This window comes from Pseudomonas sp. AN-B15 (genome assembly GCF_019056475.1).
Lineage (GTDB): Bacteria > Pseudomonadota > Gammaproteobacteria > Pseudomonadales > Pseudomonadaceae > Aquipseudomonas > Aquipseudomonas parakoreensis.
Map to the genome: position 1 here is coordinate 6,079,508 of NZ_CP049737.1, position 12,387 is coordinate 6,091,894.

Below are 12,387 nucleotides of genomic sequence, written 5' to 3' on the forward strand. Positions count from 1 at the left end.
GTCAGTTCCTGATGGCCCAGAATTTCAGTTCAAGCTCGGCGAATTCGCCGGACACGTGGAACGCGAAGCCGCCGGAGCGCTCGAGTTGCGCCAGGTCTTCGGAACTGAGTTCGAGGATGAAGTAGGTTTTGTTCGAGTGGAACGCGATCTGCCGCGGGGCCACCGGCAACGGTTTGACCTTGATCCCCGGCAGGTGCAGGTTGACCAGTTGGCGGATACGCTCCACCGGGCCGACCTTGAGGTGCGCCGGCAAGCGATGGCGCAGTTCTTCGGAGTCGCAGTTGGCACTCGCCGCCAGCACGAACGACGCCGAGCCGAGCAGTTTGTGGTCGTGCAACGGCGACACGATGATCCCGTACTGACGCGCCTGCAGGATCAGTTCGATGGCGTGCTGTTCGAGCACCATCGACAGCACCTGACGAATCGCTTCCATCAGTTTGCGGAAGCTCGCGCCCTGATCGGCGTGGGAATAGCGGCTGTCCAGACGCGGGCGTTTGCTGTCGCTGGAGAAGGTGGCCAGATCGCCGAGCATGGTCAGCAGCGTGCGATACAACTCTTCCGGATGCACCTGCTCCAGACCGAGGTAATGGCGCAGCAGCAGCTCGGTGCGGTTGATCAGTTGCAGCATCATGAAGTCGCCGACTTCCGCGCCAACGACCTTGCCGTTGGAGCGGATCCGCTCGGCAATCGTGTCGCCCCGGTGGTTAAGCATGCTGATGACTTCTTTGAGGCACGACAGCAGGTAACTGGACGCGTGAGCCTGAATGTAGGTCGGCACGAAATCCGGGTCGAGGCTGATCACGCCGTCGGGCGTGGTGTCGAGCACGTCGCAGATCTTCAGCTTCACGTAGGCCTGATCGCTCTGCTGCTCGCCGAGCAACAGTTTGAAATCCGGGCGACCACAGCTGACCTGGCTGGCGGAATCGTCGCCGGCGTTGGAGTCGGCCACTTCGGCGTCGTACGCGGTGTAACGCGCGAGCACGTCGGACTGCTCCGGGCGGCGCGCCTCGATGTGGTTGCCGGTGACCAATGGCAGCGCCAGATAGATCGGCGTGTTGCCGGTGTTCGGCGGCACGTCCAGCGCCAGCGGCTCGGTGTTGCCGCCGAGTTCGAACAGGCTGCCGTCCGGCAGGATCCCCGAGGCGGCACTGATCACCAGTTTGCCCATGTTGAGGAACTGCAGGTCGATCTCCAGATTGAGGAAACCCCAGGTGTAACCACCCAGCAACTGGGTGCGGGTTTTCATCTGGTGATCGTAATAGCGATCGTTGTGCTGGAAGTGCTGCGGCCGCAGCAGCATGCCTTCCTGCCAAATGACTTTATGGGTATTCATGTTCAGTCATCCGCCTTGGCGAGCGCTTCATGGGTATTGCGGATCCCGGCCTGATCGAGGGTCAGATCGGCCTCGGTCAATTCCAGCGGGGTGACCTGCACGGTGTAGCGCCACTTGGTTTCCGGCAGATCGCGGTACGCAGCGAGAACGCCGACGTAGCGGCTGCCCTCCTCCACGCTGAGTTTCATTTCCACGGTTTCACCCGGGCGCAGTTCGAGTTCTTCGCTGGCCACCAGATCCGGGTTGAGGGATTCCTTGGCGCGCTCGTAGAGGCTGAAGAAATCAGCGTTCTCGAAGGTCACCGGGTGCTTGAGTTCGAACAGGCGCACGACGATCGGCGAAGGACGGCCGTTGAGGTCCGGGTTGAGCTGATCGCTGCCGGTCAGCTTCAGATTGATCTTGGTGACTTTCGAGTACGGCGACAGCGACGAGCAACCGGCGAGCAGCACCAGCACGGTGAGCGCAGTCAGCGTCTTGAAAAAAGCGGTCGAGCGGCGAGACATGCGCATCATCCTTGGTGGTCGGTGTGTAGGGTAGAAATCAGGCGGATCTGTTCTTCGTAGGCCTGGGCGAAATCGCGGGCCAGCAGACGCTCGCTCCAGTCATCGTCCTGACGCAGGGCCTGGTGGTAACGGCCGAACGCTCTCCAGCGTCCGCCCGAAGTGGCGATCAACGGCTTGTTGTCGCGCTCGAAACGCAGGGTCAGTTGCTCCGGCGAGAAGTGCTCGAGGGTGCCGCGTACGGCGGCGCGGCTGGCGGTGAGCAAGGCCACCTGATGCGCCTGCAGATCGCGGAACGCGCGGGAAATCGCCTGCTCGGCCGGCAGGTGCCCGGGCTTGTGCGGCTGCAACAGAATCTCCAGCGCTTCGCTCGGATCGACGGCGAACTTCAGCGGGTTCTTGTTGGTGCCTTGCACGGTGGTCTGGGCCAGACGCAGTTCGTTTTTCAGCTCCGAACGGGTGCGCAGGCTCTGCTGCAAACCGCCGATGCTCTGGCGCAGCAGACGCGCGGCGTTCAGCGCCAGGGCTTCGCGGGCGTCGTGATCGAGGCCTTTGAGATCCACGCCCAGTGCCGCGCCGAAATGCTCCCAGAAACCCTCGCTCTGACGCTCGACGGCTTTCGGGGCTGGAGCAGGCTCGGGTTCAACCGGGGCGACCAGCTCGGGCACCATCAGGCTTTCCATGTCGATGCGTGCATAGTCGGCACGCTGACGGGAGTCCTCGGGCTTGGCGGTCGGCGCCAACAGTTCGTCGATTTCCGAATAGACGCGCTCTTGCTGTTCGATCGCGTTCAGCGGATCAAGGTCGAGGAAGGCGTCGTCCGGAATGATGCTGCCGGCGGCACGCGGACGGCCGACTTCACCGTCGAAGGTCGCCGGGTCACGCACCAGCCGTGCACGAATCTCGAAGTCGCCGAGCACGTAGGTGCTGCCGTGCTCGATGCGCACCGGTTCGCCCTTGTGCAGGCGAGCGCCGCTGCCGCCGTCCTGAACCCCGTTGCTGCTGGTGTCGGTGAGGAAAAACGTGCCTTCGCGGTAGCTGACAATCGCGTGGTGATTGGACAGATGACGCTTGCGGTCAGGAATGATCCAGTCGCAGTCCTCGCCCCGCCCGATCACGCCGCCGGCCTGTTTGAAGGTCTTCTGGCACAACTCGGTGGGCACGAACTGCTTGGTGTTCAGCATTTCGAAAACCAATTCCATGTTTGATGCTCCTTGCGGTCACTTGCCGCGATTGACCGCTTGCGGATCACCCAACGGGCGATAGTCGTTGTCGTTGAATTTGTAATTGCCGCTGCAGCCGCCAAGGCCGCATAGAACGACGAGGGTCAGCAGGACAGCGTGCCAGTGACGAACAGACATCAGAGGGTCTCCAGGGGTAGACAAAGCACAAAGCGCCGACCCTTGCGGGCGGCGCTGAAATTAATTCTTTGAGTGGTCTCGAAGGCTCTGCATCGGGGCCTTGAGCCAGACCACCGAGAGGCACGCACCTTCTGTGGCAAATGAGCAACCTGTGTCGAGGGAGCTTGCTCCCGATGGGCTGCGAAGCAGCCCCAAGACCTGATCACCGGTTCTTGCAGGAGAACCGCGCTTGCTCGATTACGACTGCTGCGCAGCCGATCGGGGATGAATCCCCTCGCCACAGAGAAGCCGTTCAAGACAGGAGTTGTGCACACTGCAAGAGACAGGTTCAGGTCAGCCATCGAAGTCACCCAGGTTGATATTCAACCGCCCGAGGCGGTACAGCAGGGTGCGGCGCGGCAAGCCCAGTTCGCGGGCGGCGAGGGTCTGGTTGCCGTCGTTTTTGCGCAGGCAGTCGAGCAACAACGTGCGTTCGACTTTTTCCAGGCGTTCGCGCAGGTTCAGGCCGCTGTGGTCTTCGGGCATCGGCTCCATGCGCAGGGAGAAATGCTCGGCCAGCAACTCGCCGCCCTCGCACAGCAGCACCGCGCGTTCGACCAGTGCCTTGAGTTCGCGCACGTTGCCGGGGAAGGTGTAGCCGGACAGGTGTTCCAGCGCCGCGCTCGACCAGCGCACCGGGTCGCGCTGCAAATACGCGCAGGTCTTCTCGGCGAAATGCTGAGCCAGTTCGAGGATGTCGCCTTCGCGCTGACGCAAGGCCGGCAGCTCGATCGGGAACTGCGCGAGGCGGTAATACAGGTCCTCGCGGAATTTGCCTTCGCTGACCAGTGTCGACAGATCGCGGTGCGTCGCGGCGATGATGCGCACGTCGATCTTGTGCGTGTCGTTGGAACCCAACGGGCGGATCTCGCCTTCCTGCAACACGCGCAATATCTTCGCTTGCAGCGACAGCGGCATGTCGCCGATCTCATCGAGCAACAGCGTGCCGCCGTTGGCTGCATCGAACAGCCCCGCGCGGTCACGATCAGCGCCGGTGAAGGCGCCTTTGCGATAGCCGAACAGCTCGCTTTCCAGCAGGTTTTCCGGGACGGCCGCGCAGTTCTGCACGATGAATGCCTGAGAGCGACGCGGGCCGCAATCGTGAATCGCCCGGGCCACGACTTCCTTGCCGGTCCCGGTTTCGCCGCGCAACAGCACCGTGTACGGGCTGTGCAGGACTTTGCTGATCAGCGAATGGGTCTGGCGCATGGCGGCGCTTTTGCCGATCAAGCCATAACCACTGATGCTCGGCACACTGCGCGCCACCGTGGCCGACTCGGCCAGCGGCTGGCGCAGACGCTGCAGCAAGTGCAATTGACCGAGCACGAACGAGCCGAGCTGACCGAGCGAATCGGCAAAGCCTTGCAGGTCCACACGACGACGACTGGCGCACAGCAACAAGCCTTCGACCGCTTTGTGCTGATTGACCAGCGGCACGCACAGCAGCGATTGCCACGGTGTCGCCGCAGCCGGCAGAAAACTGGTCTCGTGCAGACTGCCGCTCAGGTCGTCGAGGCAGACCACGCGGTTCTGGCACAGGGCAAACTGCAGCAGCTGCTCACCGTTGTAGTCCGCCGGCAAGCTGGTGGCGGCGCGCGGTTGCAGCGCGCCGTCGAGGCACTCGGCGTTCATCCCCAGACAGGTGTGGGTGGCATCGAGCAGGTACAGCTGCGCCAGTTCGCAACCGCTCAGCTCGGCCAGGCCACGCACGAAGTCACTCAGCAGCGCGGCACCGTCCGCCGCGCGCGACAGGCTGGCGAACTGCGCCAGCAACGCTTCGGCGTAGACCAGTGGCTGCGGCACTTGAGTGAACATCACACCCACCTCAGGCGAACTCGCACGTCACGCTGGCGTTGCCGTCGAGCGTGGCATGCACACGCTTGAGGCTTTCACCGGTGGCCATTGCATCGAGCAAGCGATCAGCTACCAACGGCAGCACATGCTGATCGAGCAGATGGTCGATCAGGCGCGCGCCGCTTTCGCTTTGCGTGCAGCGCTCGGACAGGTGATCGACGAGGTTCTGACACCAGCTGAAATCCAGCTGACGGCGATTGAGGCGCTCGCCCAGACGACCGAGTTTGATTTCGATCAGCTCGCGCAGCACCGGGCCGCCGACCGGGTAGTACGGCACTACTTTCATCCGCGCCAGCAGCGCCGGTTTGAAGTGTTTGCTGAGTACCGGGCGAATGGTTTCTTCCAGCAGCTCGGCGGTCGGACGAGCGCCGTCTTCGCAGAGGTCGCTGATCTTGTCGCTACCAAGGTTCGAGGTCATCAGGATCAGGGTGTTGCGGAAGTCGATCTCGCGACCTTCGCCGTCATTGGCCACGCCCTTGTCGAAGATCTGGTAGAACAGGTTGAGCACGTCCGGATCAGCCTTTTCGACTTCATCGAGCAGCACCACCGAGTACGGCTTCTGGCGCACCGCTTCGGTGAGCATGCCGCCCTCGCCGTAACCGACGTAGCCCGGTGGCGCACCGATCAGACGCGAGACGGTGTGCTTCTCCTGGAATTCGGACATGTTGATGGTGGTGATGAAACGGTCGCCGCCGTACAGCAGGTCAGCCAGGGCCAGCGCGGTTTCGGTCTTGCCGACGCCGCTCGGGCCGACCAGCAGGAACACGCCGACCGGCGCATCCGGTTTGTTCAGACCGGCGGCAGTGGCGCGCATCGAGCGATCCAGCGCGTGAACGGCTTGCTCCTGACCACGGATGCGCGTGCGCAGGTCGGTGGCGAAGCTGGCGACTTTGGCGTTGTGTTCGCGGGCCAGTTGCGCCAGCGGCACGCCAGTCCAGGCGCTGATCACCTCGGCCACCAGACGCGGGCAGACTTCGAAGCTGACCAGACGCTCTTTGACTTGAGCCGCGGTCAGGGCGCTGTGGGTTTCGTTGAGCTGGGCTTCCAGCGCCTCAACGCTCTGGCCTTCCTCGACTTCGGCCACGAGGGTTTCGATCACTGTGCCTTCGGCGTCTTCTTCAACGCTGACAGTCGGCTCGACGGCGGCAGCTTCGCGGGCCTTGGCCAGTTGCTGGCGCAGTTCCAGCAGGCGCTCGGCCAGTTGTTTCTGTTCAATCCACAGCGTTTCGAGCGCGACCCTTTCGTTTTCGGCTTCGTCCAGTCGCGCTTCCAGTGCATCCAGCGCTTCGTGGTCGATCAGCAGACCGGCCTCGGCATCGCGACGCAGGGCCTGACGCTGACGACCACCTTCGGCCAGTTCGCCACGCAGGCGCTCGAGGCTTTCCGGGGCAGCGGCAAGGCTGATGCGCACGCGAGCGCAGGCGGTGTCGAGGACGTCGACCGCTTTGTCCGGCAACTGCCGACCGGCCAGATAACGCGCCGACAATTCCGCCGCCGAGACCACCGCGTCATCGCGCAGGTAGATGCCGTGGCTCTTCTCGTAGACCTGCGCCAGACCACGGAGGATGGTCACCGCTTCGCTGACGGTCGGCTCGTGCAACTGCACCGGCTGGAAACGCCGGGCCAGCGCCGGGTCCTTCTCGAAGTATTTCTTGTACTCGGCCCAGGTGGTGGCGGCGATGGTGCGCAGTTCGCCACGGGCCAGCGCCGGTTTCAGCAGGTTGGCCGCGTCGGATCCGCCGGCATTACCGCCCGCGCCGATCAGGGTGTGGGCTTCGTCGATGAACAGGATGATCGGTTTCGGCGAGGCTTTGACTTCGTCGATCACGCCTTTGAGACGCCGCTCGAATTCACCTTTGACGCTGGCGCCGGCCTGCAGCAAGCCCATGTCCAGCGACAGCAGCTCGACGCCCTTGAGCACCTGCGGCACTTCACCGGCCGCGATGCGCGAGGCCAGGCCTTCGACGATGGCGGTTTTACCGACCCCGGCCTCACCGACCACGATCGGGTTGTTCTTGCGGCGACGGGCAAGGATGTCGACCATCTGGCGGATCGCGCCATCGCGGCACAGCACCGGGTCGAGTTTGCCGTCGCGGGCCTGTTGGGTCAGGTTGTGGGTGAAGCGCTGCAGCAGCGATTCGCCCTGCGCCGCCGGCTTGCCGCTGGCGGCCGGTTGCTCCTGTTGCGACAGGGCAAATTCCTTCAGGCGATCGATGTTAAGTTTGGCGAGCAACGGCTGGTAACGGCTGCCGGCGTAGCGCATCGGGTTACGCAGCAGCGCGAGGATCAGCGCGGCGTCTTCCACCGAGGTCTGGCCCAGTTCGAGGTTGGCCACCAGCAGCGCGTCTTGCAGCCACTGCACCAGTTCCGGGGCGAACACCGGGTTGCGCGAGGCGCTGTGTTCAACGCGAGATTGCAGCGCAGCGCTCAGTTCACCGGCATCGACATCCGCATCCTGCAAGGCGCGCGACAGCAAGCCGTTCGGACGTTCCAGCAAACCCAGCAGCAGGTCTTCGACGAGGATCTTGCTGCCGCCACGGGCCACGCAACGTTCGGCCGAACGCTCCAGATCACGACGGGTTTCGGCGTCCAGCGCCTGGATGAGTTGTTGCAGGTCTACGTTGATCATGGCTCACGTCCTTAATGAATTTTGCTGCCCAGGGTGACCACGCCGTCTGCTTTTTCGCAGCCCAGCCAACTGGTCCATCCCAGGCGACAGTCGTTCTTCTCACCAATGCGCAGTTCGCGGATTTCTTCCGGGCGCAACACCAGGCGAATGTCGTAATCGAGCGGGTCACGCAAGGTGAACCGCACCAGCGCGCACAGCGGCTGGTAACCGAAACCGATCGGCAGGAATTCGTGGAATCGCTCCCAGTCGAGTTCGGTGATGTGAATGCGGAATTTGCCGCTGCGGTCGCGCACCCGCTCGCCCAGCACCAGGTCTTCACCGAGCAGGCTGTTGGCGCGGCCGAGGCGGTTGCGCTGCTCGTCGAGAATTTCCACGCGGCGCTCGATGCACTGCTCGATGACCAGGTCTTCGTGCTTGAAGTAGTAACGCAACACCGCTTCGATCAGCGCCGCGGAGTGCGCGCGCAAGCTGAGCAAGCCGAGGTACGGCAACAGGCGCTTCCAGTTCAGTTCCTTGGCCTTGCGGATCTCGTCGCCACCCAGACCGATCAGCGCAAACAGCTGCGACGAGAACGGGTCGATCGCACCGCTCTGGAAGCTGGCGCGATAGCGGTACTTGCGCCAGATCGGCAGCATCAGCCGTTGCAGGCGATGGTGGAACAGGTCGAGGAAATTGCGCGTCGGGTTGCCGTCCTCGCTGTCGCCCAGCGCTTGCTCGCCGTAGAACGCCGGCAGCGGCGAACCCGAGCCGACCAGCCCGATCAGGTTGAAACGCATGCGTGCGCGCATCTGCCCGTGCTCTTCGAAAAACTCCACGCGATCGACGTCGCTGCGCGGAAAGCCCAGGCTCGGGTTGGCCTGAAACTCCACCTGGTCGTACAGATCGTCTTCGCTCAGGTACGGGTGTGCTTCGCGCAGCCGGTCGATCACCAGCAGCACGGCCTGAAACAGCGAGTACTCGCGTATTACCTTGGTCAGCCCGCTTAAAGCAGGGGCTGCAGGCCCATACGTGGTGTCCATTGGTACACCTCTCCCTGTGTGCTTTTTACCCGCAGCTCGTGGTACGAATTGAGACTGGCGTAAAGCGCGAAAAACTCGTTAAGAACCGAGGCGAAAACGAACAGGTCGCCTTCGCCGATATACCCTTCCGGGTCGATGGTCAGTTCGGTGCGCAGACCGCGCACCGGCAAGCCACGGTGCAGCCGGTCGACGTGGTGGTGCTTGATGTGCTTGAGGCCGCCGAGCAGGCGTTTGCTGACCTTCTCCGCGTGCTGGTCGTAGTAGCGCGGCAGGTCGTAGGTTTCGAGAATCACCTTCAACGCGTTGACGTCGGCCAGCGACAGATAGTTGAGCGACATGTTGCTGATCAGCTTCCACAGGAAGTCACGGTTCAGCGGCGGCGCAAAGCTCGACGTGGCCGGGGTGATGTTGCGGAAACTGAGGAACTCCGGGGTCTCTTCGCAAGCCATGCAGATGTCGCCAAGCTTGAGCTTGCGCGGCAGGTTCTGGTTGGTGCACATCAACTCGATCGACAGGGTTTCGTGGGCTTCGGTGTGGCGGATGCCGAAGCTCAGGTAGGTGTCGAGGCCGTCATGCAGCAAGGATGAACGCTGGCGGATGCTGTAATGCGGACGGCTGTTGGGCACGTCGAAACTCGGGTCGTGCTCGAACGACTCGAACGGCACGTACTCCTGATAACCGAGGCCGCCGGGCTTCCAGCCGGTCACGGTTTCCACCGAGAACACGCCGCAGTTTTCCAGATCGTATTCCGCCGGCAGCAGCAGGTATTCATCCTGTTTGCCATCGAGGCGGATCGGCAGCGCATCGTGGGCGAACAGGTTGGCAATCGGCGTGCAGAACAGCTTCACGTTATCCAGGGTCGGCCGCATGCGCATGATCCCGCTCTTGCGGATATCGAAACGCAATTCCAGGCCGCGCATCTGCTTGAGCGTGTCTTCCGGCAGCGCCTTGAGGATGTCCAGACCGTTGACGTCGACGAACAGGAACTTGTCCTGGAAGGCGAAGTATTCCTGCAGGTAGCGATAGCCACGGAAGGTGTTCAGCGGATACGGGATCAACGCTTCTTCTTCGGCAAAGCCGACCGGCTTGACCCGGTCACCGGGAATCTTGAACGCCATCGGCTTGCCGGACACGCCATCGATCGGCTTGCCGGCACCGTCGAGCGGGATCAGTTCGATGCCTTCCAGGTTGCGCAGCAGGCTCAGGTAGAGCATCTGGCTGATGTAGCGTTCGCCGGCAAAGTGCAGGCGCAGCTTGCTCAGTTCCAGCTCACCGAGGTGGCCGTCGGCGCTCATTTCCAGACGCAGGCTGAGCAGCGACCCGTCGCCCTTTACCGAGTAATTCAGCGCGGCCAGATTTAGCGGCAGGACTTCAGTCGGATAGCAGGTGCGGAAGCGGCAACGCACGTCTTCGATCGGCTTGCTTTCAATCGGCGTATCGCGCTCGACCACCAGTGCCGGGCCAGAACGTTTCAACGGATCGAACTGCAGAATGCTGAACGCCGGCAGCGGACGCATGTAGTTCGGCCACAACAACTGCATCAGCGAGTGGCTGAGCTCCGGCAGCTCGTCATCGAGTTTCTGCCGCAGACGCCCGGTGAGGAACGCAAAACCTTCCAGCAACCGCTCCACATCCGGATCCCGCCCGGCCTGGCCCAGGAATGGCGCCAACGCCGGACTACGCTCGGCGAAACGGCGACCGAGTTGGCGCAGTGCGGTGAGTTCGCTTTGGTAGTAGTGGTTAAAGGACACGGGTTACCTGCCTGGTAGTGGAACTCATGGAATAACTGTCCTGCGGATTACGCTCGATGTCCGACCTGGTCATTGGATTGCACCTGCAGGCTGACTTGGCTGAATGCGACCTGCGATGTTTCGCAAAGCCCAACGCAACTCGATGACTTGAGTGGTGAGGATCGCCAGCAACGTGACGCAGCCTTGAGCTACGCCGTAAAACAGGGCTCTTAACGGGTTGTCGGGTAGCATCCAGAGCAGGATGAAGCACACCATCAGAAAAAGGATGGCCAGCTTGGCGACCAGACCTGGAATCAGCGCAACGATCAGGTTGACGCCCAGAAAAATGTAAAACAGTGCGTAACTCGCAATGCCGATGGCGACACCATGGGAGGTAAATCCGCCGTTAAAAAGCCTGTAAGCATGCACAACCGCGTCATTCAAAAATGCATACGCCACGCATCCGAGAGCGTGGATTAATAGGCATAGGGCGAGACGAACGTAGCTGTTCATACTGCTATCAATTTTCCAGAATCTCGTAGGGTGTATTACTGATGAAAATATTCAGCCAGCTTTCTTCCCATTGCGGCATGGAGATTATAAAAGCCTTATCTTTCTTTTCGAAGGCGATCCAAGTAATTCCAACTTCAGTTTCATCTTCGAACGTGCGCATATCCAATGACTGAGTATCATACAACGGGGTTCGATATACCTTTCCTGGCTCTTTTGAGTCGACAACTCTTAAATACGCCATACCGCCAAGCATGAAGATCCTGCCGACACGCACATTCTCAATTGTGTAGCGACCCGAGGGGCTAACTGTAGTTGTACTTGCAGGATACCCTAGCATTGCGCTTACGCAATAAACGATCAATGCAATCAACGCCAAGAGCAAACTGATAGCCACTAGCCATTTCTTTTTAAGCGTAGTCATTCTTTCGCCACACCCACTTCGACAGCGATTGTATATGAGCAAAAAATTCGCATCATTTATTCCAAACATTAATAACTGTCACGGGAACATTCTGATATTTGATATCAGACAAAACCTGGAAATCACCGCCTTTTTTAAATTCCGTTCGATATTTTACAAAATGAGAATTCGTAATATAGAAATAACGCGAGCTTTCTATTTCCCGAAACATCGCCTGAGAGTCTTCTGCACTGATATAGGGGTTTGAAGCGATGTTTGACTTCATCTGCGCCGCACCGGCATTTGCAGTGGCCGCATAGGCCGGGTTGGCTATACCATCGAAGTTCCAGAACCCCAATGGCTGACTGAAATTGTCATCCGGTGCGTCATTGAAGTCATACGCATCCTCAGCGTAAAACCCAATTCGCTCTACAAACAGTTGAATGCTGTCTACGGAAATAACCAGCTTTCCTTCTGGAAATACGCGGACGTTAAAGTTTGCCAGCGCAGCTCGCAATTCATCAGTCTTCTCTATTAGACCGAATTTAACTGCTCGATTATTGCTGTATCCAAACTCTTCAACCTTCCTGGCGCTCGCAAACTTAAAAGGATAGACACCCGGCGCCGAGCCAAGATACTTATCTTTAATCTTCTTGCTTATATTATTGCGACCTGCAGGATTATCCCAGGCTGATTTAAGCTCTTCAATGACAGCTTTCGCAGGTTCAAACTTTTCCAACCAGGCCATTTTTACGATGGTGTCATTTACGTAGGCGATGTCAGCAAGAGCAATATGGTCTTTAACCTCTTTACTCATGGCACCATCGGCAGTTGGCCATGGTTTGCCATCAAACCAATGGCGCATCAGCTTCGCAGCAACTGGCCACTTCATCTTATCCATGGCATCAGGTATATCTGTGATTTTGAATTGACGGACAGCTGCAGACTTACCAGTTTGGTTACTGGCCGGCGTCAGACTTGATGCTATTTTCGTATCCGCCATAACAAA

The 12,387-nt window shown here is 60.3% G+C and carries 11 protein-coding genes; all 11 read right to left on the reverse strand.

From position 1 onward, the window contains the following. Position 1: 1 nt before the first annotated feature. On the reverse strand, positions 2-1,333 hold the full coding sequence (gene tssK, locus GTQ41_RS27610; RefSeq protein ID WP_217325394.1) for a type VI secretion system baseplate subunit TssK: 1,332 nt from the start codon (positions 1,331-1,333) through the stop codon (positions 2-4). Positions 1,334-1,335: 2 nt separating this feature from the next. Beyond that, positions 1,336-1,836: a type VI secretion system lipoprotein TssJ gene (gene tssJ, locus GTQ41_RS27615; protein WP_007962325.1), complete on the reverse strand. Its 501-nt coding sequence runs from the start codon at positions 1,834-1,836 to the stop codon at positions 1,336-1,338. A gap of 5 nt (positions 1,837-1,841) precedes the next feature. Then, entirely contained in the window at positions 1,842-3,035 is a 1,194-nt protein-coding gene (gene tagH / locus GTQ41_RS27620; RefSeq protein ID WP_047297299.1) for a type VI secretion system-associated FHA domain protein TagH, read from the reverse strand. Between the two features lie 18 nt (positions 3,036-3,053). Then, positions 3,054-3,194, reverse strand: coding sequence for a hypothetical protein (locus GTQ41_RS27625; protein ID WP_003229566.1), 141 nt, complete (start codon positions 3,192-3,194; stop codon positions 3,054-3,056). Between the two features lie 333 nt (positions 3,195-3,527). Continuing rightward, positions 3,528-5,048, reverse strand: coding sequence for a sigma-54-dependent Fis family transcriptional regulator (locus GTQ41_RS27630; RefSeq protein WP_047297300.1), 1,521 nt, complete (start codon positions 5,046-5,048; stop codon positions 3,528-3,530). Between the two features lie 10 nt (positions 5,049-5,058). Further along, on the reverse strand, positions 5,059-7,716 hold the full coding sequence (tssH, locus tag GTQ41_RS27635) for a type VI secretion system ATPase TssH (protein ID WP_047297301.1): 2,658 nt from the start codon (positions 7,714-7,716) through the stop codon (positions 5,059-5,061). Positions 7,717-7,727: 11 nt separating this feature from the next. Continuing rightward, positions 7,728-8,735 carry a type VI secretion system baseplate subunit TssG gene (tssG, locus tag GTQ41_RS27640; RefSeq protein WP_041071592.1) on the reverse strand — a complete coding sequence of 336 codons (1,008 nt, stop codon included), beginning with the start codon at positions 8,733-8,735 and terminating at the stop codon, positions 7,728-7,730. Continuing rightward, a complete protein-coding gene (gene tssF / locus GTQ41_RS27645) occupies positions 8,699-10,486 on the reverse strand; it encodes a type VI secretion system baseplate subunit TssF (protein WP_047297302.1) in 1,788 nt (595 codons plus the stop codon). Before tssF ends, tssG begins: the two co-directional genes overlap by 37 nt. Before the next feature lie 69 nt (positions 10,487-10,555). After that, entirely contained in the window at positions 10,556-10,978 is a 423-nt protein-coding gene (locus tag GTQ41_RS27650) for a hypothetical protein (protein WP_047297303.1), read from the reverse strand. 7 nt (positions 10,979-10,985) lie between these two features. Continuing rightward, positions 10,986-11,399, reverse strand: a complete 414-nt coding sequence (locus tag GTQ41_RS27655) for a hypothetical protein (protein WP_047297304.1) — start codon at positions 11,397-11,399, stop codon at positions 10,986-10,988. Between the two features lie 52 nt (positions 11,400-11,451). Further along, positions 11,452-12,381, reverse strand: a complete 930-nt coding sequence (locus GTQ41_RS27660; protein WP_047297305.1) for a DUF6402 family protein — start codon at positions 12,379-12,381, stop codon at positions 11,452-11,454. Between the last annotated feature and the right edge of the window lie 6 nt (positions 12,382-12,387).